General features: G+C 62.4%; 21 protein-coding genes and 2 tRNA genes. 16 read left to right on the top strand and 7 right to left on the bottom strand.

Annotation, left to right across the window (positions count from 1 at the left end):
- Window position 1 precedes the first annotated feature (1 nt).
- On the bottom strand, window positions 2–466 hold the full coding sequence (locus GCN74_RS23370) for a hypothetical protein (RefSeq protein WP_152258882.1): 465 nt from the start codon (window positions 464–466) through the stop codon (window positions 2–4).
- Between the two features lie 137 nt (window positions 467–603).
- On the opposite strand from GCN74_RS23370, the gene GCN74_RS23365 reads away from it, so the two are divergent.
- The 12 genes from GCN74_RS23365 to GCN74_RS23310 all read left to right on the top strand — a co-directional run bounded on the left by GCN74_RS23365 (window position 604) and on the right by GCN74_RS23310 (window position 11342).
- Window positions 604–680: transfer RNA gene (locus tag GCN74_RS23365), tRNA-Val, on the top strand.
- Between the two features lie 80 nt (window positions 681–760).
- Window positions 761–837 (top strand) — tRNA-Val (locus GCN74_RS23360).
- A 213-nt stretch (window positions 838–1050) separates the two neighbouring features.
- Complete coding sequence (gene thrS, locus GCN74_RS23355) at window positions 1051–2958, top strand: threonine--tRNA ligase (RefSeq protein ID WP_152258881.1); 1908 nt, start codon at window positions 1051–1053, stop codon at window positions 2956–2958.
- 12 nt (window positions 2959–2970) lie between these two features.
- Window positions 2971–3531 (top strand): translation initiation factor IF-3, encoded by a 561-nt coding sequence (gene infC, locus GCN74_RS23350; protein WP_205711303.1) that lies wholly within the window; start codon window positions 2971–2973, stop codon window positions 3529–3531.
- A 227-nt stretch (window positions 3532–3758) separates the two neighbouring features.
- Entirely contained in the window at window positions 3759–3956 is a 198-nt protein-coding gene (gene rpmI / locus GCN74_RS23345; protein ID WP_038493025.1) for a 50S ribosomal protein L35, read from the top strand.
- Window positions 3957–3982: 26 nt separating this feature from the next.
- Window positions 3983–4342, top strand: a complete 360-nt coding sequence (rplT, locus tag GCN74_RS23340) for a 50S ribosomal protein L20 (RefSeq protein WP_010399214.1) — start codon at window positions 3983–3985, stop codon at window positions 4340–4342.
- A gap of 144 nt (window positions 4343–4486) precedes the next feature.
- On the top strand, window positions 4487–5503 hold the full coding sequence (pheS, locus tag GCN74_RS23335) for a phenylalanine--tRNA ligase subunit alpha (RefSeq protein WP_034751917.1): 1017 nt from the start codon (window positions 4487–4489) through the stop codon (window positions 5501–5503).
- 78 nt (window positions 5504–5581) lie between these two features.
- The gene (gene pheT, locus GCN74_RS23330) at window positions 5582–8008 is read left to right on the top strand and encodes a phenylalanine--tRNA ligase subunit beta (RefSeq protein ID WP_152258880.1); all 2427 of its coding nucleotides are present in this window, start codon (window positions 5582–5584) and stop codon (window positions 8006–8008) included.
- Window positions 8009–8179: 171 nt separating this feature from the next.
- Window positions 8180–8527: an integration host factor subunit alpha gene (locus GCN74_RS23325; protein ID WP_010399205.1), complete on the top strand. Its 348-nt coding sequence runs from the start codon at window positions 8180–8182 to the stop codon at window positions 8525–8527.
- Between the two features lie 10 nt (window positions 8528–8537).
- Window positions 8538–8942, top strand: coding sequence for a MerR family transcriptional regulator (locus GCN74_RS23320; RefSeq protein WP_152258879.1), 405 nt, complete (start codon window positions 8538–8540; stop codon window positions 8940–8942).
- Between the two features lie 201 nt (window positions 8943–9143).
- Window positions 9144–9776 carry a response regulator transcription factor gene (locus GCN74_RS23315; RefSeq protein ID WP_034783185.1) on the top strand — a complete coding sequence of 211 codons (633 nt, stop codon included), beginning with the start codon at window positions 9144–9146 and terminating at the stop codon, window positions 9774–9776.
- Window positions 9777–9926: 150 nt separating this feature from the next.
- Window positions 9927–11342, top strand: coding sequence for a CHASE3 domain-containing protein (locus GCN74_RS23310; RefSeq protein ID WP_152258878.1), 1416 nt, complete (start codon window positions 9927–9929; stop codon window positions 11340–11342).
- Window positions 11343–11432: 90 nt separating this feature from the next.
- Here GCN74_RS23310 and GCN74_RS23305 read toward each other — a convergent pair whose 3' ends face one another.
- Both GCN74_RS23305 and GCN74_RS23300 read right to left on the bottom strand, forming a co-directional pair.
- Window positions 11433–12242 carry a Crp/Fnr family transcriptional regulator gene (locus tag GCN74_RS23305; protein WP_099411578.1) on the bottom strand — a complete coding sequence of 270 codons (810 nt, stop codon included), beginning with the start codon at window positions 12240–12242 and terminating at the stop codon, window positions 11433–11435.
- 226 nt (window positions 12243–12468) lie between these two features.
- Entirely contained in the window at window positions 12469–14526 is a 2058-nt protein-coding gene (locus GCN74_RS23300; RefSeq protein ID WP_152258877.1) for a methyl-accepting chemotaxis protein, read from the bottom strand.
- 198 nt (window positions 14527–14724) lie between these two features.
- Between GCN74_RS23300 and GCN74_RS23295 the strand changes: the two genes are divergently transcribed.
- Window positions 14725–16401, top strand: a complete 1677-nt coding sequence (locus GCN74_RS23295) for a peptide chain release factor 3 (protein WP_152258898.1) — start codon at window positions 14725–14727, stop codon at window positions 16399–16401.
- 49 nt (window positions 16402–16450) lie between these two features.
- Here GCN74_RS23295 and GCN74_RS23290 read toward each other — a convergent pair whose 3' ends face one another.
- The gene (locus tag GCN74_RS23290; RefSeq protein WP_152258876.1) at window positions 16451–18343 is read right to left on the bottom strand and encodes a putative bifunctional diguanylate cyclase/phosphodiesterase; all 1893 of its coding nucleotides are present in this window, start codon (window positions 18341–18343) and stop codon (window positions 16451–16453) included.
- A gap of 580 nt (window positions 18344–18923) precedes the next feature.
- Here GCN74_RS23290 and rnk point away from each other — a divergent pair.
- Entirely contained in the window at window positions 18924–19331 is a 408-nt protein-coding gene (gene rnk / locus GCN74_RS23285; RefSeq protein WP_162835757.1) for a nucleoside diphosphate kinase regulator, read from the top strand.
- A 63-nt stretch (window positions 19332–19394) separates the two neighbouring features.
- Here the strand turns inward: rnk and GCN74_RS23280 are convergent, their stop codons facing one another.
- From GCN74_RS23280 to GCN74_RS23270, 3 genes are all read right to left on the bottom strand, one after another.
- Window positions 19395–20423, bottom strand: a complete 1029-nt coding sequence (locus tag GCN74_RS23280) for a transporter (RefSeq protein WP_193317219.1) — start codon at window positions 20421–20423, stop codon at window positions 19395–19397.
- 109 nt (window positions 20424–20532) lie between these two features.
- Window positions 20533–21231, bottom strand: coding sequence for a YXWGXW repeat-containing protein (locus tag GCN74_RS23275; RefSeq protein WP_152258875.1), 699 nt, complete (start codon window positions 21229–21231; stop codon window positions 20533–20535).
- 200 nt (window positions 21232–21431) lie between these two features.
- Window positions 21432–21668, bottom strand: a complete 237-nt coding sequence (locus tag GCN74_RS23270) for a hypothetical protein (protein ID WP_152258874.1) — start codon at window positions 21666–21668, stop codon at window positions 21432–21434.
- Window positions 21669–22013: 345 nt separating this feature from the next.
- Here GCN74_RS23270 and GCN74_RS23265 point away from each other — a divergent pair, with 345 nt between their 5' ends.
- Together GCN74_RS23265 and GCN74_RS23260 are read left to right on the top strand one after the other, a co-directional pair.
- Window positions 22014–24329, top strand: coding sequence for a hypothetical protein (locus GCN74_RS23265; RefSeq protein ID WP_152258873.1), 2316 nt, complete (start codon window positions 22014–22016; stop codon window positions 24327–24329).
- Window positions 24330–24348: 19 nt separating this feature from the next.
- Window positions 24349–25802 (top strand): protein kinase domain-containing protein (locus tag GCN74_RS23260; protein WP_193317218.1); only part of this gene is annotated, 1454 nt, incomplete at its 3' end.

The following is a 25802-nucleotide window of genomic DNA, read 5'->3' as shown; positions in this document are numbered from 1 at the left end:
ACTACATGTCGATCACGTCGAGCCCCCGTGGCGTGCCTACCAGCAATTCCAGGATGGCATGCACGCGCAGGTTCGTGTCTTCCTGTTCCGTGTTGTAGATCAGGGTGCGCAAGCCGGGCACGGCTTCCGTGATGTGCTCGCTGGCGTAGGCATTGATCAGCAACAACACCAGGTCCGTGGCTCCCGCGCCGGGCTGGCGCCGCAGCCGGTCGTGGATCACGTTCAGCAGCGCGCGCTGCATGCGCGGCGTGGGATTGGCGATATAGGCGAAGACGCTCGGCGTGTTGACGATGGCCGCGCAGATGCGCCGTTCCATCTCGTCGGGTTTGACGTCGGAAGCGATATCGAAGTACGCCGCATTCCAGCGCGTGCGCGCATACGGATGGCCGGGCGGGAAAGAGTCGGCCGTTTCGAAACCGCAGACGCGGCTCAGGGCTTTCAGCCAGGCTAATAAGGTGGAGTTCATGCCCCGATTCTAGCGGCATTCCAGGTGTCCCGGGCCCACTCCATATAAAGGAGGCTGACGCCCGGAGAAATGATTAAAGTTTCCTGCAAAACAGCCCTTGTCATTCTGGGAAAGCCTCTCTATAATGCTGGTCTTCGGGGCGGTTAGTTCAGCTGGTTAGAATACTTGGTCGACATCCAAGGGGTCGGGGATTCGAATTCCTCACCGCCCACCAGAATTTTGCAGTAGATGGTTTTTAAGCTGGCGCAAGCCGCAAGCGGTCATTTGAAATACAATGATCAACAAAAGTTTTACGGGCGGTTAGTTCAGCTGGTTAGAATACTTGGTCGACATCCAAGGGGTCGGGGATTCGAATTCCTCACCGCCCACCAGAATGCAGTTAGAGAGAAAGGTAAAACCGGTTATGACACCGCGAACTACTACCAAGCTTTGGGAGTGACGCTAGTCGAACGGGTTTCCTTTGTCTCAAGAAAGTGAAAAACGCGGCTAGTCCGCGTTTTTTTGCGTCTGCGTTTTCCTTTCAGTTATTTTACCCATCACTCATTGCAGTTTTACCTGGCGCCAGCGCCGATATGGAGATCAATATGCTTACAATCCGACTTCCCGATGGTTCCGCCCGTCAATTTGACGGCCCGGTCACCGTGGCCCAGGTTGCGGCCAATATTGGTACCGGCCTGGCCAAGGCTGCTCTGGCGGGCAAGGTCGACGGCAAGCTGGTCGACACCTCCTATCTGATCGAGCAAGACGCGGAACTGGCGATTGTCACGGACAAGGATGCCGATGGTCTGGAAGTGATCCGCCACTCGACGGCCCACTTGCTGGCGTATGCCGTCAAGGAATTGTTCCCGGAAGCACAAGTGACCATCGGTCCCGTGATCGACAATGGCTTTTACTATGACTTCGCCTACAAGCGTCCGTTTACGCCGGAAGATCTGACGGCGATCGAAAAGAAAATGGCCGAACTGGCCAAGAAGGACGAGCAGGTCACGCGCAAGGTTGTGGCCCGCGACGAAGCCATCGAATACTTCAAGGGTATCGGCGAAGCGTACAAGGCTGAGCTGATCGGTTCGATTCCGGCAGACCAGGAAGTGTCGCTGTATTCCGAAGGCAAGTTCACGGACCTGTGCCGCGGCCCCCACGTGCCATCGACGGGCAAGCTGAAAGTGTTCAAGCTGATGAAGCTGGCCGGCGCCTACTGGCGCGGCGACTCGAAAAACGAGATGCTGCAGCGTATCTACGGCACGGCCTGGGCCAGGAAGGAAGACCAGGAGTTGTACCTGCACAACCTGGAAGAGGCGGAAAAGCGCGATCACCGCAAGCTGGGCAAGCAGCTGGACTTCTTCCATTTCCAGGAAGAGGCGCCGGGCCTGATCTTCTGGCATCCGAAAGGCTGGTCGATCTGGCAACAGGTCGAGCAATACATGCGCAATGTCTACCAGGTCAACGGCTACCAGGAAGTCAAGGCGCCGCAAATCCTCGACCGTGGCCTGTGGGAAAAAACCGGTCACTGGGATAATTACCGTGAAAACATGTTCATCACGGAATCGGAAAACCGCGCCTACGCGCTGAAGCCGATGAATTGCCCTGGTCACGTGCAGATTTTTAACAACGGCATGCGCAGCTACCGCGACTTGCCATTGCGCTACGGCGAGTTCGGCCAATGCCACCGCAACGAGCCGTCGGGCGCCTTGCACGGCATGATGCGCGTGCGCGGCTTCACGCAGGATGACGGCCACATCTTCTGTACGGAAGAACAGATCGCCGCCGAAGTGACGGCTTTCCACCAGCAGGCGATGGACGTCTACACGGCCTTCGGTTTTACGAATATCGACGTGAAGCTGGCCTTGCGTCCGGATAGCCGCATCGGCACGGAAGAATCGTGGGACAAGGCGGAAGAATCGCTGCGTTCGGCCCTGCGCGCCTGTGGCGTGGAATGGACGGAATTGCCGGGCGAGGGCGCGTTCTACGGCCCGAAGATCGAATACCACCTGAAAGACAGCCTGGGCCGCGCATGGCAAGTGGGCACGGTGCAGATCGACCCGTCGATGCCGGGCCGTCTGGGTGCCGAATACGTGGCCGTGGACAACACGCGCCAGGTGCCCATCATGCTGCACCGCGCGATCGTGGGTTCGCTGGAACGTTTCATCGGCATCCTGATCGAACACTACGCGGGCGCCATGCCGCTGTGGTTGTCGCCAGTGCAAGTGTCGGTGTTGAATATTTCCGACGCTCAAGCTGATTATGTACAAGAAGTAACAACAAAACTGCGCAAAGCGGGGCTGCGCGTACAGGCTGATTTGCGTAACGAGAAGATTACCTATAAAATACGTGAACATTCCGTACAAAAATTGCCTTACATCTTAGTGATTGGCGACAAAGAGCGGGATGCGAATACAGTGGCCGTGCGGGCGCGGGGCAATGTCGATATGGGCGTCATGTCCGTCGATGCCCTGATAGAGCGACTCAAACATGAAGTCGACACCAAGGCCTGACGAGGAAACTCGCTGCACGACCGTCTTACAAGATTTTTAAAGGAAATTACAATAGCTACTGACAAGTCACATCGCATCAATGGCGAAATCACTGCCCCTGAAATGCGTTTAAGCGGGGTCGATAACGAGCCACTCGGTATCGTAAGTTTGGCTGAAGCCTTCCGCCTGGCGGAAGAGGCAAACGTCGACCTGGTGGAAATTGCGCCTACCGCGCAGCCACCGGTGTGCCGTTTGATGGACTACGGCAAATTTAAGTATTCGGAGCAAAAGAAAGCTCACGAAGCCAAATTGAAGCAAAAGATCATCCTCGTGAAGGAAGTCAAATTCCGTCCGGGGACTGATGATGGTGACTACAATATCAAGTTGCGTAATCTCATCAAGTTCCTTGAAGATGGCGATAAAACCAAGATCACGCTGCGTTTCCGCGGTCGTGAAATGGCGCATCAGGATATTGGCTTCCGCATGCTGGAACGTCTGAAAGCCGACCTGGAGCCGTACGGCCAGGTCGAGCAGTTCCCGAAGATGGAAGGCCGCCAAATGATCATGGTTCTTTCGCCTAAGAAGAAGAAGTAAGTTACAATAGCGTTTTACTGTGGGTGGAAACTGCGCGTGCCAGCATTGGCACGGCGTCAAACCCCAGGCAGAATTTGCGCGGCCCGGCCAGTAATGTCCGGGCCGCGCGAACTGTAGTGGACTCGCATCCGCTGCACAACATGTGAAAGCAGGCATCTAAGCGCAGCGTCGTGTTGCCACCTGCAATCCTGTTATAAATGGAGCTGTCCGTAAGAGGACAGATTGCTATGCCTAAAATGAAGACCAAAAGCTCCGCGAAAAAACGTTTTCGCGTGCGTCCAGGTGGAACAGTCAAGTCGGGTCACGCGTTCAAACGCCACATCCTGACCAAGAAAACCACCAAAAACAAACGTCAGTTGCGCGGTACCCGTAACATCAACGCATCGGATGTCACATCCGTCATGCGCATGATGCCGACTGCTTAATCTCACACTCAATTTAAGGAGTTACTATGCCTAGAGTAAAACGTGGGGTTACAGCTCGTGCCCGTCATAAGAAGATTCTTGTTCAAGCTAAAGGCTACCGTGGTCGCCGCAGCCGTGTATACCGTGTTGCCAAGCAAGCAGTTATGCGCGCTGGCCAATACGCTTACCGCGATCGCCGCAACAAGAAGCGCGTTTTCCGCCGCCTGTGGATCGCCCGTATCAACGCTGCTTCCCGTGAGCATGGCGTAACGTACAGCGTATTCATGAACGGCTTGAAAAAAGCAAATATCGAACTGGACCGTAAAGTCCTGGCCGATATGGCTGTGATGGACAAGCCAGCATTCGCTGCGATTGTCAACGCAGTTAAAGCAAAAATCGCTGCGTAAGCACGGTCATTGCACAGCGTCATCCGCAGGGTGACGTTATAAAGAGCGGGGCAGAGGTGTGAACCTTATGCCCCGTTTCCGTTTTTGATTGTTGGATTTTAGATAACTGAGTCCAGAATTGATGTCCAAAACAGGAAAAGCCGCATGAACTCCCTAGAAGAACTCGTCGTCTCGGCCCAGGCTGACTTTATCGCCGCCGCAGACGCTGCCGCACTTGAAAACGCCAAAGCCCGCTACCTGGGCAAGACTGGCCAGATTACTGAAATGATGAAGGGCCTGGGCAAGCTGGACCCGGACGCGCGCAAGGCGCAGGGCGCCCTGATCAACGCCGTCAAAGTGCAGATCGAGGACGCGCTGACGGCGCGCCGTGACGCGCTGGCCGATGCCCAGATGCAAGGCCGCCTGAACGCCGAAGCGATCGACGTGACCCTGCCAGGCCGTGGCCGCATGCCCGGCGGCATCCATCCCGTGATGCGCACGTGGGAGCGGGTCGAGGAAATCTTCCGCTCCATCGGCTTCGACGTGGCCGACGGCCCCGAAATCGAGAACGACTGGACCAATTTCACGGCGCTCAACAGCCCGGAAAACCACCCAGCCCGTTCCATGCAGGACACGTTCTACATCGATGGCAACGATACCGATGGCAAGCCCTTGCTGCTGCGCACGCACACGAGCCCGATGCAGGTGCGCTATGCGCGCACGCACACGCCGCCGATCAAGGTCATCGCGCCGGGCCGCACCTACCGCGTCGACAGCGATGCCACCCATTCGCCCATGTTCCACCAGGTCGAAGGCCTGTGGATCGCCGAAGACATCAGCTTTGCCGACCTGAAGGGCGTGTACCTGAATTTCGTCAAGGCCTTCTTCGAGACGGACGACCTGCAAGTGCGCTTCCGTCCATCGTACTTCCCGTTTACGGAACCGTCGGCCGAGATCGACATCGCCTTCGGTTCGGGCCCGCTGAAAGGCCGCTGGCTGGAAGTGTCGGGCGCCGGCCAGGTACATCCGACCGTGGTGAAGAACTTCGGCCTCGATCCCGAGAAATTCATCGGTTTTGCTTTCGGCTCCGGCCTGGAACGCTTGACGATGCTGCGTTACGGCATCAACGACCTGCGTCTGTTTTATGAAGGCGACTTGCGTTTCCTGAAGCAGTTCAACTAAGCATTGTTCCGTTTGATTCATGGCGCTTGAGCGCCTGTGCGCTCGCGCTGTGAGCTTTGATCCTTTGAAGGCTTGATTATGCAATTTTCCGAAAACTGGCTCCGTACCATGGTCGATCCGAAGATGACTTCGGACGAACTGGCCCATCTGCTGACCATGTCCGGTCTCGAAGTCGAGGACGTCGATCCTGTCGCCCCGCCGTTCTCGAACGTGGTGGTGGGCCTGGTCCTGGAGATGGAAAAACATCCGAATGCGGACCGCCTGAACGTGTGCCAGGTCGATGTCGGCACGGGCACCATGCTCAACATCGTTTGCGGCGCGCCGAACGTGCGCCCGGGCTTGAAAGTCGTGTGCGCGATGGCGGGTGCCGTGCTGCCCCCTGGCGCCGATGGCAAGCCGTTTGAAATCAAGGTGGGCCAGCTGCGCGGCGTCGAGTCGCAAGGCATGCTGTGCTCCGCGCGCGAATTGAAATTGTCGGAAGAAAACGCCGGCTTGATGGAATTGCCGGACGACGCGCCCATCGGCCAGAATTTCCGCGATTACTTTGCGCTCAACGACTTGAAATTCACCATCAAGTTGACGCCGAACAAGGCGGACTGCCTGTCTGTGCTGGGCGTGGCGCGCGAAGTATCGGCCTTGACGGGCGTGCCCCTGAATGCGCCGCAGTTCCGCACCGTGCCGGTGTCCAGCGACGAAGTGTTGCCAGTAAAAGTCAGCGCGCCGGACCTGTGCGGCCGTTTCACGGGCCGCGTCATCCGCGGCTTGAACGCCAAGGCAGCCACGCCGGACTGGATGAAGCAGCGCCTCGAGCGCAGCGGCCAGCGTCCGCTGTCGGCCCTGGTCGATATTTCCAACTATGTCATGCTGGAACTGGGCCGTCCCAGCCATGTGTTTGACCTGGCGAAGATCCACGGCAGCCTCGACGTGCGTTGGGGCAAGGCGGGCGAGTCCGTCAAGCTGTTGAACGGCAATACCATCGCCGTCGACGAGTGGCTCGGCGTCATTGCCGATGAGCAGGAAATCGAATCGCTGGCCGGCATCATGGGCGGCGACGCCAGTTCCGTTTCGGACGATACGGACAGCATCTACCTGGAAGCGGCCTTCTGGTGGCCGAACGCGATTCAAGGCCGCGCACGCCGCCTGAATTTCTCCACCGATGCGGCGCACCGCTTCGAGCGCGGCGTCGATTTCGCCACCACCGTCGAGCACATCGAGCGCATCACGGCCCTGATCGTGGAAATCTGCGGCACGCCGGCCACCACCGTCGGCCCCGTCGACGACCACGTGGTGAACCTGCCGCAGCGCCAGCCTGTGACGATGCGCACGGCGCGCGCGCAAAAAGTCATCGGCGTGCCGCTCAACGACGAGCTGATCGCCGATATCTTCACGCGCCTGGCCCTGCCATTCACCCTGGCCGACGGCGTGTTTTCCGTGACCTCGCCCAGCTACCGTTTCGACATCGAGATCGAGGAAGACCTGATCGAGGAAGTGGCGCGCGTGTATGGCTTTGAAAACATCCCGACCTTGCCGCCCGTGGCCGCAAACGTGATGCAGATTGCACCGGAAAATACCCGCTCCTTGTTTGCGGTGCGTCATGAGCTGGCCGACCTGGGCTTCCAGGAAGTGGTTAACATGAGCTTTGTCGATACGGCATGGGAGCGCGATTTCTCGGGCAATACAAACCCGATCAAATTGCAGAACCCGATCGCCAGCCAGATGAGCGTGATGCGCTCTTCGCTGATCGGCAGCCTGATCGCCAATGTGCGCTACAACCTGAACCGCAAGACGAACCGCGTGCGCATCTTCGAAGTGGGCGCCATCTACCAGCGCGACGACAGCGTGGAAAACGGTCCCCTGTCGGTGGCAGGTTACGCGCAGCCAAAACGCGTGGCGGCCATGGCCTACGGCGCGGTGGCGGACGAACAGTGGGGCCAGGCTGCACGCACGGTCGACTTCTTCGACGTGAAGGCGGACCTGGAAGCGCTGTTTGCGCCCCTGGTCTTGCGTTTCACCAAGGCAGAGCATCCGGCCCTGCATCCAGGCCGTTCGGCCAACGTGGAACTCGATGGCAAGGTCATCGGTTTCATCGGCGAATTGCACCCGCGCTGGATGCAAAAATACGACCTGCCGCTGGCGCCCGTGCTGTTCGAAGTCGACGCCGCTGCCCTGACGCAACGCATCGTGCCCGTGTACCAGGAAATCTCGAAATTCCCTGGCGCCAGCCGCGACCTGGCCGTCGTCGTCAAGCAATCGGTGGCCGTGCAGGATCTGCTCGACAGCTTCCACGCCGCCGCCAAGGCGAGCCCGGCAGCGCGTATCGTGCAAGCCATTGTTTTATTTGATGAATATCGTGGAAAAGGGCTGGAAGCGGATGAAAAAAGCCTTGCTTTCCGGATTAGCTTGCAAGATACTCAAAACACCCTGCAAGACGATGTCGTCGATGGCCTGATGGCTGTCCTGATCGATGCGGCCAAGCAGGGCCACGACGCGAAATTGCGTTCGTAATTACCGGATCGGCCGTCGCCCAGCGTGACGGCCTTTCCGTCGTCAACCGTAGACGAGCTTGCCATGTGGCGGGCTCGGGCGCACAGAAAAAGGCAGGGCAGGAAAATTAATAATAGCGACGTTGATTCCGCCGTACTGCAATCCGCACTGGCCGCCGATCTGCATCGGGCCATGCTGGTTGCCAAAGTGCGCCAGGAAGCGGAAAAAGATTTACCCACCTTGACCAAGGCTGAGCTGGCCGAACTGTTGTTCGAGCAAGTGGGCCTGAACAAGCGCGAAGCGAAAGATATGGTCGAGACCTTTTTCGACGAGATCCGCAATGCGCTCGAGCGGGGCGAGGCCGTCAAGTTGTCCGGTTTCGGCAATTTCCAGTTGCGCGACAAGCCGCAACGGCCGGGCCGCAATCCGAAGACGGGCGAAGAGATCCCCATCACGGCGCGCCGTGTCGTGACCTTTCATGCGAGCCAGAAGCTGAAAAGCATGGTCGAAGAGACCAGTCCGCTGGCCCGTGCTGCCTGAGTGAGTGGCGATGAACGAGCGCATCAGTAAAACCGAGTTGATCGCCTTGCCGCCCATTCCGGCGAAACGCTATTTCACGATCGGCGAGGTGAGCGAGTTGTGCGGCGTCAAACCGCATGTATTGCGCTACTGGGAGCAGGAGTTTTCCCAGCTCAAGCCGGTCAAACGACGTGGCAACCGCCGTTATTATCAGCACCATGAGGTGCTGTTGATACGCCGCATCCGCGAACTGTTGTACGAGCAGGGCTTTACCATCAGCGGCGCGCGCAACAAGCTCGATAGCCGTGGCGCATCGCATGCCGTCCCCGACGAGCTGCCTGTGCTGCCGGCCTTGCCCGTCTTGCCGCAGGAAGCGCCACTGGACCGCGTGTGGATACGGAACGAATTAATTGCGATTTTAAACTTGCTAAAATAAGATTTGTACCAATATAGGTCGGGTTGTCCGATACGGGCCGACCAGGCTGCATGGGCTTGCCGCCCGGGCGTTGCCGGTAGCGTACGGCGCGTCATATTTTAAATATAATGTTAATGTTGCGTTTTTGTTAGTGACGCTGAACCGGAGCAGCGTTCAGGTTCCGGTAGTCTTTCCCAGGCCAGGAAAATTTAAGGGGAAACAATGATACGCGTTGCCATTTGTGATGATCACCAAATAGTACGAGCTGGATTCAAACAGATTTTTTCGTCGTCAAGCGATTTCAGTGTCGTGGCGGAAGCCGGTACGGGGCGCGAAGCGCTCGATATCGCCCGCCGCGAAATTTGCGATGTGCTGTTGCTCGATATCGCCATGCCCGACCAGAGCGGCATCGATACCCTGCGCACGATACGCCAGGGCCAGCCGGAGTTGCCCGTGCTGATACTGAGCGGCTATCCTGCGCAGCAATATGCATTGAACTTGTTCAAGATGGGCGCGAATGGCTATCTGAACAAGGAATGCGAAGCCGACGAGCTGATGACGGCCGTGCGCACCGTGTTCCAGGGGCGCCGCTACGTCAGCTCCACCGTGGGCGAATTGCTGGCGCAGTCGTTCGACCGCGATACGAACGCGGCCCTGCATACGGAGTTGTCGGACCGCGAATTCCAGGTCTTTTTGCGCCTGGCGCGGGGCGCCACCGTGTCCGATATCGGTGTGGCCTTGTCGCTGAGTATCAAGACGGTGAGTACTTACCGTACGCGCATCATGGAAAAAATGGGCTTGCAATCCAACAGCGACTTGACCTATTACGCAATGAAAAACAATTTGCTTGACTAGCGTAGCGGTGCGATCATGGCAGCATGATCGCGCAGCCAGCTAGCCGGCACAACTTGATGTTGTGCAGTGCAGCAGTCTGTGGCGAGGACTATAATTGGCCGGCGCCGGCGCTTTTTCCCGCGCCGAACCTTGCTAAGGATGCACATCAGGATGTATTTCACCGTTGAACCGGCCCCGAATCACCGCCTGCCCCTCTACAAGACGATCCTGTGCGTAACTTGCGCCTTATTGCTTGTACTCAATGGTTTCAGTCTCTTCCATAATCTGCAGTCGTTGAAGGGCACGAACGCCTTGCTCAGTCAGAGCGCCCGCGTGGCGGACCGCCTGCAGTATTTGAACGTGCTCGTGCTCGATGCGGAAAGCAGCTTGCGCGGCTATTTCATTTCCGGCTCCGAAACGTATCTGGGACCGTCGAAGACGGCTTCCACCGAAATCGAGAATGAATTCAATGAGCTGCAAACCTTGCTTGCGGGCAGTCCCACCCAGCTGAAAAACCTGGGCCAGCTGCAAAGCTTGATCCGTCGCAAGATGTCGATGCTGCAACAGTCGATCGAGGTCTACAAACAGGGCGGGCTGGCCGAGATCGTCAACATTTCGCGCGTGACCGATGACCGCGCCACCATGGATGAAATCCGCCTGCAGGTGGTGATCATGACGCGCGAGCAGAATGAAGCGCTGTCGTCCGGCAGTGCCGCTTTTTATCATGAGTACCAGAAAGCCGTGCTGCTTGGCATCGGCATCAATGCCTTGGCCATCCTCGTGCTGGTCATGTTTTACCAGCTGGTGCGGCGCAGCTTCCAGAACCGCGCGGCCGTCGAGTATGCTTTGCAAAATGCTAACGACACCCTGGAATCGACGGTCAGCAAGCGCACGGAGCAGTTATCCGTGCTGTCGCGCCATTTGATCAGCGTCAACGAAGTCGAAAAGGCGCGCCTGGCGCGCGAGCTGCACGATGAGCTGGGCGCCAATCTGACGTCGATCAGCATGGATCTGGGGGCCGTCACGCAGCAACTGGCGCACACGCAGCCGGAACTGGCGGCACAATTGCGCCGCGCCAAGGCAACCTTGCTGGAAACGGTGGAACTCAAGCGCCGCATCGTCGAAGACCTGCGGCCCAGCCTGCTGGACAACCTGGGCCTGTGCGCCGCCATCGAAAGCTATTGCGAGGATTTTACGCGCATGAGCTCGGTGCGCTGCGATACCGACGTGGCCATCAATATCGACAACCGCGAAGCCACCCTGACGATCGCCCTGTTCCGCATCGTGCAGGAATCGCTGACCAACATCCTCAAATATGCGCGCGCGGGCATGGTCAGCGTGACATTGAAGCGCAACGAGCATGGCCTGGTGCTGCGCGTGATCGACGACGGCATCGGCATCACGGAAGATGCCCTGCAAAAACCCATGTCGCACGGCCTGCTGGGCATGCGCGAGCGGGCCTTGCTGCTGGGCGGTACCCTGACCGTGCGCCAGGGGCCGGAAGGCAAGGGCACTTGCGTGGAAGCCGTGATTCCGCTGCCGCTGACGCCGGAGCCGGAAGATATCGATGCGGATGCCGAGGTGTAATTTTTCTTGAGATAAAAAAATGGCCGGGCATGCAGCCCGGCCATTTTTTTATCCATGCCGCCGGCTTGGCGGCAGCGGCGCAGCAGCGGATCAGCAGCGCGAAACGTCGCGCAGCAGGCGGTCGTATTCCGTCTTGGCGACCTTGTAGCACTCGCCCGCATAGCATTCCAGGCCGGCGCGGTCCAGTACCGTGATATTGCCGCGGCGATAATGGATCAAGCCTTCTTCCTGCAGCTTGCCGGCGGCTGCCGTGATGCTTTCGCGGCGCACGCCCAGCATGATCGAGATCAGTTCTTGCGTCACTTTCAATTCGTTCGATGGCGAACGGTCCAGGCGGTCCAGCAGCCAGCGGCACAGCTTTTGCTCGATCGAGCTGTGGCGGCCGCCGACGGCGTTCTGCGCCATTTGGGCAAACAGGGCATTGGTGTAGCGCATCAGCAGCTGGGGCAGGGCACCGCCTTGATTGAAGGCATCACGCAGGCTTTGCGTCTTCAGGCGGTAGCCGTAGCCGGCGCTTTGCACGACGGCCGTGCACATGGCGCGCTCGCCTGCCAGCAGCGAGGCGCCGGCCACGCCTTCATGGCCGACGACGGCGATTTCCGTCGTGGCGCCGTCTTCCATCACGTACAGCAGCGAAATGATGGCCGTGGTGGGGAAGTAGCTGTATTCCAGGTTGTTACCGTAGGCATACAGTTCCTTGCCGAAAGGCAGTTCCACCAGTTCCAGGTCTTCAAACAGCGATTCGAGTGCGGCGCGCGGCAGGGCGGCCAGCAATTCATTCTGTTGGGCACTGCTGAGGCTAACCCGCGACGCAAGCTTGATTTCCCGTCCGGCCGCCGGCATGGCGCGCGGCAGCAACTGGTTCTTCTGGACCGGGGTGCTAAGTTGAGTATGGCTCATAGTATTCCTCACAGGCTTTTTACATCGGAGTGCGACTGCCGCGTTGCCGGTCGAAAGCCGTGCCGCATCCATCGGATAACAGCGTTTTTTTTCGACCGCGCGGTGCAGATCGCGATGTAGCTACTTTAAAAGCTTATGTAAGTGGCGAACATAAGATTAGCAGTCGCCACTTTGTAGTCTCTTTTGAGGCGGAATTGTAGTCCTAGTCCTACGCGCACACTTTTGACTAGCTAGCCTTGCGCCGTTCTGCGCGATTTTGTGATATGACGCGGGGCTTGTTGGCGCTCCACAGGCCGGCCGGACGCACGCTGGGCAAGCCGTCGCGCACGGTAGCGGCCGGTGTCTGGCGCGCGCCGGGCGCCTCGTGTTCGCCCAGGCGGAAGCGGCTGACGGCCTGCGTCAGCGCCTCGCCTTCCTGGTGCAGGCGCTGCGAACCGGCACGGGCTTCGTCGACCAGGCCCGCGTTCTGGCGCGTCATGTCGTCGATTTGCGCCAGCGCCTGGTTGATGCGGGCGATCTCGCCATTCTGCTCGGCGCCGGCGCTGCTGATGCGTCCGATCACCACGGCGACTTGCTGCACCGCGTCGACGACTTGCCGCATGGTGCTGCCGGCGGCATTCACCAGTTCGCCGCCCGCATCCACGGTGGCCACGGAATCGCCGATCAGGCGCTTGATTTCCAGTGCCGCCTCGTTCGAGCGCTGCGCCAGGCTGCGCACCTCGGATGCCACGACGGCAAAGCCGCGGCCTTGCTCGCCCGCGCGCGCCGCTTCCACGGCCGCGTTCAGGGCCAGGATATTCGTCTGGAAGGCGATGCCGTTGATGACGCCGATGATGTCGACGATCTTGTGCGAGCTGGCCTTGATCGAGGCCATGGTCTCGACCACGGCACCGACGGTCTGGCCGCCGCGCAGGGCCACGTCGGCCGCCGTCGCCACCAGGGTGCGCCCCTGTCCTACGTGGGCTTCGTTGCGGCCCACGGTGGCCGTCAGTTCGCGCATCGAGTCCACGGTGGCGCCCAGGGCGTCCGATTGCGTGGCCGTGTGGCCGGACAGGGCCGCGTTGCCCTGCGCGATATCGGCGCCGGCCGCGGCGATGACGGCCGCGCCGCCGCGGATTTCCTGCACCAGGTTGGCCAGGCCGTGCGTCATGGCGCCGAAGTCGCGTACCAGGTCGCCGATTTCGTCGTGTGCCTGCGAGGTGATGCGCTGCGACAGGTCGCCCGCCGCCGCCGCCCCGACGGCCACGCGCAACTGCGTCACGTCGCGCGCGAAGGCGGCGTAGAAGCCCGCGCACAGGTAGGCGGCGGCCAGCAGTACCAGCAGCATGGCCGCCAGGATCAGGGCGCGGCGCGCCTCGTCGCGGGCGATGCGCTGCGCCAGCAGATCGTGCAGGGCGCTGGCGGAGGCGCCGGACAGCGCGTGCAGGGCGTCGATGGCCTGCATGCCGGCTGCGTGGAATTGCGCGCCCGACGTCTGGTCGTAGGAATTCGTCACTTCATTCTTCGTGCGTTCGAGGAAGGCCAGCGCGGCCGGCACGGCTTTCAGCGCCCCTTGCAGGCTGGCGCGCAGTTCCGGCTTGGCGGCAAGGATTTCGTCGTAGCGGGCCGGCAGGCGTTCCAGTTCGTGGCGCGCGATCAGGGCGTTGGCGTTGACGAGCTGGTCTTCGTTCGCCTCGAACAGGCCCGTGTCGATGTAGGCGGCGCCGCGCCCGCCGATGTCGGACAGGCTCTCGGCCAAGTCGGGCAGGGTGGCGGTGAAGACGGCGCTCAGGTGGTTGGCGCCCGCGTCCGGGTCCAGGCTCAGGTGCGAGCGGTCGGCCACCAGCTGGCCCAGCTTGGCGGCCTGGCGCAGCAGAGCCGTGTGCGCCGCGTAGCTGTCGCGCGCCGCGAGGCCCGCCTGGCGGCCCAGCAGGGCTTGCCACTGTTTCGTCAGTTCGGCCGCCTGGGGCAGGCCTGCGCCGGCCGGCAAGCGCGCCAGGGCCGCCAGCGCGGCCGTGATGCGCGCGTTCAGGGCCGTGTTGTCCATGCCCGCCTTGCCGCTCAGGCGCAAGTGCTCGAGGCCGCGCCGCTGCTGCAGCAGCCGCGTGCCTTCCTGCAGTTGGCGCACATAGGCCACGCCCCGCTGCGCATCCTGCGCCTGCGCCAGCGATTTGCCCAGTTCCGAGATCAGCAGGGTGGTCGCCAGCGCCAGCGGCAGCAGGAAGACGAGGCAGACAAGCATGAATTTGGGCAGCAGGCGCAAGCGCTGCATGAGTCGGATGGCGGGGGTGAGGAGGATTTTCATCGGATTTCCAGGGTAGGGTGGCAACATTTCTGCAGTGCAATGTTGCCTGCGGATTGTGACCCCTTGATGAAGTGCGCGGCAGCCTGCCCGATTCCCGCGTCAATTTTGCCGTTCGCCAGAGTGAAGCAGTTCACACGGAAGGCCGATCCTTCTGTAAAATCGAGGGTTTTTTGCGAGGGCCATATTATGGTCACCAATATGGCCAACGAGAACGACATCATTCCCCCCGATTCCAGCGACAGTGCGGACAACGCCGCGGCGCCGGCCAGCAGCAAGGCGCCGGCCGTGATCGCGCGCGAAGTGCAGCGCCGCCGCACCTTCGGCATCATTTCCCACCCGGATGCGGGCAAGACCACCCTGACGGAAAAACTGCTGCTGTTCTCGGGCGCGATCCAGATGGCCGGCACCGTCAAGGCGCGCAAATCGGGCCGTCACGCGACGTCGGACTGGATGGAGATCGAGAAGCAGCGCGGCATTTCCGTCGCCTCCTCGGTGATGCAGTTCGAATTCCGCGACCACGTCGTCAACCTGCTCGACACCCCGGGCCACCAGGATTTCTCGGAAGATACCTACCGCGTGCTGACGGCAGTCGATTCGGCGCTGATGGTGATCGATGCGGCCAAGGGCGTGGAAGCGCAGACGATCAAGCTGCTGGCCGTGTGCCGCATGCGCAATACGCCCATCGTCACCTTCATGAACAAGATGGACCGCGAGACGCGCGATCCGCTGGACCTGCTCGACGAACTGGAATCGGTGCTGAAGATCCAGTGCGCGCCCGTCACCTGGCCTATCGGCATGGGCAAGAACTTCCGCGGCGTGTATCACCTGCTGAAAGACGAGATCATGCTGTTCAAGGCCGGTGAAGAGAAGGCCGACGGCGCCTTCGAAATCATCAAGGGCATCGACAACCCGCGCCTGCAGGAGATGTTCCCGCTGGAGATGGACCAGTTGCGCATGGAAGTGGAACTGGTGCACGGCGCGTCGAACCCGTTCAACCTGGAGGAATTCCTCTCCGGCGTGCAGACGCCCGTGTTCTTCGGTTCGGCCATCAACAATTTCGGCGTGCGCGAGATTCTGTCCGCGCTGGTCGATTGGGCGCCGGCGCCGCGCCCGCGCGACGCCACCGTGCGTTCCGTCGATCCGACCGAGCAGCCATTCACGGGCTTCGTCTTCAAGATCCAGGCCAACATGGACCCGGCCCACCGCGACCGCATCGCCTTCCTGCGCGTATGCTCGGGACGTTTCGAGCGCGGCATGAAGGTCAAGCACCTGCGCCTGGGGCGCGAGATCAAGGTGTCGAACGTGGTGACCTTCATGGCTTCCTCGCGCGAACAGGTGGAAGAGGCGTACGCGGGCGACATCATCGGCTTGCCGAACCACGGCAACATGCAGATCGGCGACAGTTTTTCCGAAGGCGAGATGCTGACGTTTACGGGCATCCCGTACTTCGCGCCGGACTTCTTCCGCTCCGTGCGCATCCGTAATCCCTTGAAAATCAAGCAGTTGCACAAGGGCTTGCAGCAGCTGGGCGAAGAGGGCGCGGTGCAGGTCTTCAAGCCGGTGCAGGGCGGCGAACTGGTATTGGGCGCCGTCGGCGTGCTGCAGTTCGAAGTGGTGGCCAGCCGCCTGCTCAACGAGTATGGCGTGGATGCCGTGTTCGAAGGCACCAGCATCAGCAGCGCCCGCTGGGTCAGCTGCGACGACAAGCGCATCCTGCAGGATTTCGAGAACGCGCTGGGCCACAACGTGGCCTACGATGCGGCCGGCAACATGGCCTACCTGGCCACGTCGGGCGTGAACCTGCGTTTGACGGAAGAGCGCTGGCCGAAGCTGACGTTCCACGCCACGCGCGAGCATTCGGCAAAATTGGCTTGATGAATATGCAGTAGGCGCCAAGGGCAGAACAGGCAGTTCTGCCCTTTTTTTACGCCGGCAGGATCGTGCGCGTACTCCAGTCGCGCCGCTCCAGCAGCAATGCCGTCAGCTGCGCCGCCGTCATGGGACGGGCAAAGAAGAAGCCCTGCGCATTGTCGCAGCCCGCCTTGCGCAAAAACTCCACCTGTTGCAGCGTTTCCACGCCTTCGGCCACCACTTTCAGATGCAGGCTGTGCGCCATGGCGATGATGGCCGTGACGATGGCCTCGCCCTCGCCGGGCAGGTCGTGCACGAAGCTGCGGTCGATCTTCAGCTGGTCGATGGGCAGGCGTTTCAGATACGACATCGAGGAATAGCCGGTGCCGAAATCGTCGATCGACAGGTGGATGCCCGTGTCCTGCAGGCGCCGCATCAGTTCCACGTTGGCGTGGACATTGTCCATCAATACCCCTTCCGTGATTTCCAGCTCCAGCAAGCCATGCGGCAGCTGCGTTTCGTGCAGGATGGCGTGGATATCGTCCATCAGGCCCGGGTCGCGCGCCTGGCAGGCCGACAGGTTGACGGCCACGTGCTCGAGCGAATCGAGCAAGCCCGCCTTGCACCAGGCAGCGGCCTGGCGGCAGGCGCTTTGCAGCACCCAGCGCCCCAGGTCGGCGATGATGCCGCTTTCCTCGGCCACGGGGATGAATTCGCTGGGGCTCAGCTGTCCCATTTCGCGGCAGTGCCAGCGGATCAGCGCTTCCACGCCGACGATGCGCCCGCTGCGCAGGTCGATCTGCGGCTGGTAGTGCAGATATAGTTCCTCATTCTGCAGCGCGCGGCGCAGGTTCGCTTCCATGCGCAGGCGGCGCTGCGCGCGCAGCTCCATCTCGGACTGGAATACGGCGTAGCGGTTCTTGCCCTGGTGCTTGGCGTGGTACATGGCCGTGTCGGCGTTGCGCGTCAGGGTGGCCACATCCTGCGCGTCGAACGGGTACAGGCTCACGCCGATGCTGGCGCTGACATACAGCTGGTGGCCTTCGAGGGCGAACGGTTCGGCCAGCACGGCGAGGATCTTGCGCGCCACGCTGGCCATTTCCGAGGCGTCGTCGGCCGGTTCGACGATGACGACGAATTCGTCGCCGCCGATGCGGCAGATGATGTCGGTGCCGCGCAGGATGGCCACCAGCCGTTCGGACACCAGCTTGAGCAGCTGGTCGCCGCAGTGGTGGCCCAGCGTATCGTTGACCACCTTGAAATTGTCCAGGTCCAGCAGCAGCAGGCCCACGCTGCTGTCCTGGCGGTCGGCGCGGGCCAGCGCGTAGGCCAGGGCGTCGTTGAATTCATGGCGGTTCGGCAGCTGGGTGACGGGGTCGACGTGGGCCAGGTAGTGCAGATGGTTTTCCGCGTGCTGGGCGGCGGCGCGCGTGCGGCGCACCATCAGGACCGTCAGGCCGAATGCACACAGGCAGACCAGCAGGGTGAAGGCGGAAAATTGCGCCAGGCTCACGTATAGCGGCGCCAGGCTGGCGCGCAGGTACAGCGCGCCGCCGCCGGGCAAGGTCTGGAGGAGGGCGGCATGGCCGCCCAGGTAATCGGTCTGCATGCCGGCGCGCGGCGCCGCGGGGGCGGCATCGCTGCCGCTGCGCGCGTAGCGGGCAAACGGCGCGCCGTACGGGCTGTAGAGCAGCGCTTGCTGCACATGCGGAGCGGCGGCGAGGGGGGCGAGCAGCTGTTGCGCCGCAAGAGGGTTGTCCTGGCGCAGGGCCAGGGCGGCGGCGGGCGCCAGCATGTCGGCCTGGATGCGCAGGTTGCGCTGGAACGATGCCTGGAGGGAATACCACTGGAAGAGGATGAGCAGCAGGCTGGCCATGGCCAGCATGGCGGCCGCGGCCAGCAGGTTCAGCCGGGCAATCCGGTCGCCGCGCCACTGCACCGAGGGCAGCATCAATGGCGCCATCATGACGCATTCTCCTGCCGGCCCCGCTTGCCGCCGCCCCCTGTGATCCCGCCTCGCCCTGCCATACTTTACGTTCCAGTCTGATGAAAGCCGAAGTGAGCCGGAACTCTCAACGTGTTGTTAAGGCCGACATATTGTCATTTTGCAGCGTGAAAGTACAGGGCACGCGGCAATTTATTGTCCGTGCCGCGGGCCGGTGGCGGCAGGCAAGGGGGCAAGACAGGCGGAAAAAACGGGGCGTGTCTTTCTAATAATAATCGTACTTGAATTTTAATCCTTTTTTTGCCGGCTGGTTTTTTCCTCGTAAAAACATGCCGATGGTAAACAAAATGTCATGAAGAATAACTTCGTGCCGCGGGCGGGCGTGGAACGGATTAACTACCTGTCTGCATAAGCCATTGCAAGTCATTGATTTTAATAAATTTTAATGAAGAATGCGAGAACGCTATGGCCTTGCTCCGCGAGTTCGTCCATAATCCGCTGATGATGGACGTTCTGATGCTGTTTGTTTTGCCTCGCGCGCGCAAGTAACTCGCCGCCGGCAAAACCGGACGTCGCCCTAATGATAAATAGTGAGGATATCTTGGAAAAAAAACCAAAAATTATTTTGTCGTCACAGGACCTGGAACGACTGGAAGCGTTGTTGTATGCCTTGGGTAATAATCTGTCGCCGGACAAGGCCGCCCTGCTGGACGAGCTGGGCCGCGCCGAAGTGCTGGAGCCGCAGGAAATCCCTCCGACCGTCGTGACGATGAATTCCACCGTGCGCTTCACGGTGGAAAACAAGGAAGAATTCTGCCTGACGCTCGTGTATCCGAAGGACGTGGAAGGCCAGGCCGACCGCATTTCCGTGCTGGCGCCCGTCGGTAGCGCGCTGCTGGGCCTGTCCGTCGGCGACAGCATCGCCTGGCCCATGCCGGGCGGCGTGGTGAAGGTGAAGATCGAGGAAATCGTGTACCAGCCTGAACGGGCTGGCGAATACCACCGCTAAGCGCGGCAAGCAGTGACGGCGGACGGCGCCTGCCGTTCGCCTGCCAGGCCGTGTTTCCAATAATCAACTATTGCGTTGCACGCGCACCACCAGCCATCCAGCCACGACCGTGAACGTGACGATGATGGCAACGATGATCCAGAAGCCCTGCGGGTGCTGGGCCAGCGGAATACCCCCCACGTTCATGCCCAGCATGCCGGCGATGATGTTGATCGGCAAGGCCAGTACGGTGACGATGGTCAGCACGAACAGGCTGCGGCTGTTTTCCTCGTTGACGCTGGCGGCAATCTCTTCCTGCAGCAACTTGATGCGTTCCTGCAAGGACGACATATCGCTGAGGACCACGGAAAATTCCTCCGTCGACTGGCGCAGTTCCAGGCTGTCCAGTTCGGATACCCATGCGGGCGGACGTTGCAGCAGGCGGAACAGGGCGGCCGGTTCCGGCGCCAGCAGGCGCTGCAGCCGCACCAGCACGCGCCGCATGGCGCCCAGGTCTTCGCGCTTCGGCACCAGGCGCCCGGCCAGCAAGTGGTCCTCGATATCGTCGACCCTGGCCACGGCGTCGCGCACGATGTTGACCAGCACGTCGGCCTGGTCGCGCAGCAGGTGGATCAGCAGTTCCACCGACGAGCGGATCGGTTCGTGGTTCTTGATGACGGCCTGGCGCAGGCGCTCGATCGACTGCAGCGGCGCGCGGCGCGCCGTGATGACGAGGTTTTGCGCCACGCTGGCCCACATGGTGGAAATGTCGGACGCTTCGAACGAAAAATTGTGCACCACATCGTTGACCACGGCGATCAGGGTGTTTTCCGCCTGTTCGATGCGCGTCGAACGGGAACCCTGGTGCAGGGTTTCATAGAATTCGTCGGCCAGCTGCGTATGCGTCATCAGCCATTTTTCGCTGGCCGCATGCGACAGATTGAAGTGCAGCCAGACGAATTCCTGCGCCGGCCGGGCCGCGCCGTCGGCCAGCCAGGCCAGTGCGGCCGTCGAATCGAGCGCCAGCGGGGGGGCGTCGCGGCCAAACAGGAAGCCCCAGACCAGGCCCGAGGTGTCCGAACCGTAGGTAAAGCCGGCAGTTTCCATCGCCATCGTGAATCTTTCTCGCGCAGTGTGATTGATCGTCGCGCGATGTTAATACACGGATGTGTCGGGAAAATGACAAGGCCACCGCGAACGGTGGCCTTGGTGTCAATGCTGCCTAGCTGCGGCGCGGGTTGTCGGGACGGCGGTCGTCGCGGTTCGGGATGCCGTCGCCATCGCGGTCGTGGCGGTTGCCATTGTCGCGGTCATAGCGGTTGGGGATGCCGTCGCGGTCACGGTCGCCGTTCGGGCCCCGTGGCGACCAGCGGCCCTGCTCCATCTGCCAGCGGCCGTCGCGCTGGTTCCAGGCGGGCGGCGCATACACAAAGCCGGGACGTTCGGCGATCCACACGCCGGGTGTCCAGGCGTAGCGCTGGCTGCGCCATTCCCAGTGGCCGGGCGCCCAGATGTAGCCGTGGCGGGCGCGCGGGATGGCTTCGCGGCGCGGCGGCGGCGGGGCGATGCGGATCTCGTCATAGCGCACGGGCTGCACTTGCGCGGCGACCCAGCCGCCACGGTCCAGGCGCCAGCGGTTGTTTTCCTGTATCCAGGCGGCGCGGCGGTACTGGTTGCCGCCCCGTTCGCGCAGCCATTCGCCGCCGGTCCAGACATGGCGCTGGCCATCCCAGTTCCAGTAGCCGGGCGCCCATACATAGCCGGCGCGCGGCGCGGGCACGCTTTCAAAGCGGGGCGGAGGCGGAGCGCTACCGATGACAATGCTGACGCCGAGCTGGTTCTGTGCCATCGCCTGCGCGGGCAGGAAGGCTGCGGTGCTGATGGCAAGCATGGCTGCTGCGTAGAGTGTGATGGGTTTCATGGTGTGCTCCATTTCGGTGATTGCGTGAAATGGACTATAGGCGCTTGCGGGCGAGCGGATCGCCTTTGATTCAACTTATTACAATTGACACAATGCTGTGTGTCCGTGTATCCGTGGCAGATACAAATCGGAGGCAAATGGCGGCCTGGCGCGGCGCCTATCGGCAGTGCGCCAGGCGGCGTGGAGTCGGCATGGGCGGCTCACAGGGTGCTGGCGGTGGCGTTGCCCAGCAAGGCTTGCCGTTCTTCGATCAGCGAGATTTTCTTTTCCTGTTCCGTCAGGCGCTTGGCGCTGACCACCACCACGGGGCTGGCGCCGGCCTGCGCCGTAGCGGCCGCTTTGGCCGCCGCTGGCTGGGTGAAGCTGGCATAGCTGGCACCGCAGGCGATGGCGACGGCGACGGTGAAAATGGCTTCCATGTTTTTCAGGGTTTTCATGATCGTTCCTTTCGGGTGGCGGGTGGGTATGTCTGCACTGTAGCCATGCGCGCGCCGCGGCGCCATGCGGATGCGACCAGCCGTGGTTTTGGCGGGATGGCCTGCAAAAAAACGGCGTTGAAATGCCTGCGCACGGGGCTGGCGGGCGACCGCTTGAATTGAGGCCTAATTAGCCCTGTATCCGTGCATATGAATGCAATTGCCCTATGGCATTATTTGACACTGCACAGTGTTGTGCGCCGTGTCGTGCACGCGCGGCGCGCGGCAGGTGCGGCGCCAGCTGTCCTGCTAGAATCGGCACAGCAGCGGGGTTGCGCACACAATAATTCTCATCAGGAGTCACACATGTTCCAATTGTTTGGTTTTGGCGGCGCCCGCTGCCCCCGCTGCGAGCACAAGAACGGCGCTGCCGCCGGCTATTGCGCGCAATGCGGCTTGTCGCTGGGCGCCCCCGACAGCGATGCGGTGCTGCATGCCAATCAATGGCATCTTGCTGATGGGCAACTGGCGCTGTTCTTTGGCGTGCGCGAACTGTCCTCGCTGTTCGGCAGCGCGGCGCGCCGCCTGCAGGTGCCTGCCGAGTCGCGCGCCTGGATCGTGCAATCGGACGCTTTCACCTCGATACCGGCCGGCGACTACGACAGCGCCGCCTTCTTTGCCCGCCTGCCCGCGCTGCTGCCGGCGCGCCCGGCCGAAGTGCTGATCGCGCGCGCCGACGCCGTCAGCCTGGAATTCGACTTGCCGGGCCTGGCCAGTACGGAACTGCTGGGCATCGCCGCCTCCCTGCGCGTGGAGATCGCGCTGGGCCAGCCCGATGCATTCGCGCGCCAGTTCATGCGCGCGCCGGGCGCCGTCACGCGCGCCCACCTGCACGCCTTGCTGCTGCCGTCCGTGCGCCAGATTGCGCTGGAATTCATCGGCAGCCGCGCGCTGCGCGAGATGGATGCGAATGCCGACCTGCGGCCCGAATTGAACGAACGCCTGCAATCGGCCCTGACGCAGCGCCTGGCGCCCAGCGGCCTGGCCGTGGCCCGTGTGGAAACGCTGAGCCTGCGGCACGACAAGCGCGAGGGCGACGGCGACGCCGCCATCGGCACCCTGTGGCTGGGCGGCGCGCCGGCGCAGGCGCTGGAGCAGCACAGCCTGGAGCGCATGAAGCAGCTCGACCAGCTGTATGACGAGGAAGAGTGGCAGCGCATCCGCCGCGAAGAGCTGGCGGCGCGCCATGCGCACCGGCGCGCCGAACTGCAGCAGGATGCGGCGGTGGAAAAGGCGGAGTTGAATCACCAGGAAGCGGAGCGCCTGCAAGCGCTGCGCGGACGCCAGATCGACCTGTATGGCCGCATCCTGGAAGCGAAATCGCGGCGCCAGGCGCTCGACCACGGCGCCGCGCTGGCGCTGGGCGAGCTGGAACAGGAACTGGCGCAGAAGGGCGCGCAGCGCACCGAGGAAGCGGCCAACTGGGAACACGTGCGGGCGCTGGCCGCCATCAAGATGCGCAGCGAGCTGGAACTGTCGCAGCTGCATGGGCGCGAACAGATCCAGCTGGCGCAGCAGCGTTTTACCCATCAGGTCCACTTGCAGTCGATCGCGCAGCAGATCGAGAGCGCGCTGCTGATCGATGACGAGACGGGGCGCCGCACCCAGCTGGCGCGCCTGCGCCAGGCGGAAGCGGATGCGGCCCGGCGCGAGGCGCAGCTGGAAGCGGAGCAGCACCAGGCCGCCTGGCAGGGCCTGATGCTGGCCAATGCGGCGCGCAAGCGCGAAGCGGAGCGGGTGCAGGAGTGGGAAGACCAGATGCAGCTGGCGCGCCAGCGCGAACTGCTGCGCGCCGAGGCGCACAAGGACGAGGCGGCCCAGGTGCAGGCGGCGGAAATCGCGGAAAAGGTGGCGGCGCTGCGGCGCGGCGGCGCGCGCGAGGACGCCATCGCGCAGCAGGAAAAACTGCTGCGCACCATCGAGGCCGATGGCGTGCACGCGCGCCAGCTGCAGCAGCAAGCGCAGCTGGCGCAGCTCGACGCGCTGGCCATCGAGGAACAGCGCCAGCAGCTGCGCCAGCTGGAACAGGAAGCGCAATGGCAGCGCGATCTGCTGGCCATGGCGCAGCAGCGCGAAAGCGATTACGCGCGCTGGAAGGGCGAATACGAAGCCCTGCTGGCGCAGCAGGCGCATGCGGCCGAACTGGCGCGCATCGACATCGACCGCATCGAGAAAATCGGCTCCCTGAGCGACACGGGCAAGGTGGCCATGGCCGCCGGGCAGAACGCGGCCGCGCTGGCGCAAGTGCTGAAGGTGCAGCTGCAGGCGGGCATGAGCGCCGAGCAGATCCACGCGCTGGCGGCGCTGGCGGCGGCCGAGAACAGCGTCGCGCCGCTGGACGCGCTGCGCATGGCGCAGGACAGCGCGGCGCAGGAACGCAGCTACCTGGAAGGCCAGGCGGAACGCGAACGGCGCCAGCAGCTGGACCTGATCAATTTGCAGAATGCGGCGCACGCGCATGGCCTGTCGGCGCAGGCGCAGCTGGGCGTGGCCGTGGCGCAGGCGCTGCAGCCAGGCGCTGCCGCCGTCGCGCCGGCGCGCTGCAAGAACGGCCATGCGCAGCGCGCGGGCCATCCCGAAGATAAATTCTGCGCCGCCTGCGGCGCCGCCCTGCAGCCTTGATGGAAGCGTTTCACCCCAGATGATGCAAAAAGCACGAGACAAACTGCGGGAACTGCGCGCCCTCCACGACGACGGGCTGCTCAGCGAGCAGGAATTTGAACGCCGCAAGAACGCCATCCTCGACGCCGAGTACGCGCCGCCCGGCGCCACGCCCGCGCCGCTGCCCGTACGCCAGGGCACGGAACTGGGCTTCATGACGGGCCAGGAAATCGGTCCGCAAAACCGCCGCTACCGGCTCGAACGGCTGATCGGCACGGGCGGCATGGGGCAGGTGTGGCAAGCCACCGACCTGGCCACGCACGCGGAACTGGGCAGCAGCGAAATGGTGGCGCTGAAGATCTTGCCGCCGCAGCTGACGCAGAGCGCCACGCACGCCAAGCTGCTGATCGAGGAAGCCACGCAGGCGCGCAAGCTCGCGCATGAAAACATCGTGCGCGTCTACGAGTGGGCGCAGGACCCGGCCACGGCCAGCTATTTCATCATCATGGAATGCCTCGATGGCGAAGATCTCGAGCATTACCTGGGGCGCGAGGGCGCGCTGCCCCTGTCCACGGTGCAGGAACTGCTGCAGCCGGTGGCCGAGGCCCTGTCGTACGCGTGGGAAAAGCACAAGCTGGTGCACCGCGACATCAAGCCGGGCAATGTCTTCCTGACGGCGAAAGGCGACATCAAGCTGCTCGATTACGGCATCGCCTCGCGCGTGCGCAATGCGGGCAGCAGCCTGGCGCTGGAAACGCCGAATGCGGGCACGCACGGTTATCGCGCGCCGGAGTCGGGCACGCACCAGCGCCAGCCCAGCCCGCGCCTGGACGTGTATGCGGTGGCCGTGATGATTTACCAGATGCTGGAAGGGCGCATGCCGTTCGACGATGCGCGCAGCGCCAGCCATCTGCCCTCGGCGCCGCAGGCGCTCAATGCCGCGCAGTGGCAAGTGCTGCAGAACGGTTTTTCCCTGACGGCGGAACTGCGGCCCCAATCGGTGCAGGCCTTGCTGGAAGGGCTGGAGCGCGCGGCCGGCCCGTCGCCCGAAGAGCTGGCGGAACAGGCGCGCCAGCAGCAGGCGCGCGCGGCGCAGCAGCAGAAGGAGGCGGCGCTGGCCGCGGAACAGGCCCGCGAAGCGGCGCTGAAAGAGGCGCGCGTGCGCCAGGAAGAGCTGGACCAGCGGCGCAAGGCGGAAATCCAGGCGGCTGCGCTGGAAAAGCAGCGACAGGACAAGCTGCGCCGGGAACAGGAAGCGCAGCGCCATTTCGAAGCGGAAGAGGCGCGCAAGCTGCGCAAGGAAGCGCTGCGGGGCCAGTTGCGCGCGCGCCGCGAAGCCGATGCCGCCACGGCCTTGCAGGAACACCAGGAATTGCAGCGCAAGGCCATCGTCGCCAAGGCGGAGGCGGCCTATCGCGCCGAGCAGGAACGGGCGCGCCGCGAAGAGGCCAGCCGCGCCGCGGCGCAGCAGCCGCCCGCGCCGCCCGCCGCGGC

This window comes from Janthinobacterium sp. FT14W, from assembly GCF_009208755.1.
GTDB classification, from domain to species: domain Bacteria; phylum Pseudomonadota; class Gammaproteobacteria; order Burkholderiales; family Burkholderiaceae_D; genus Janthinobacterium; species Janthinobacterium violaceinigrum.
Note: the sequence above shows the minus strand (reverse complement) of the source record. Positions and strands in the feature narration are given on the sequence as shown.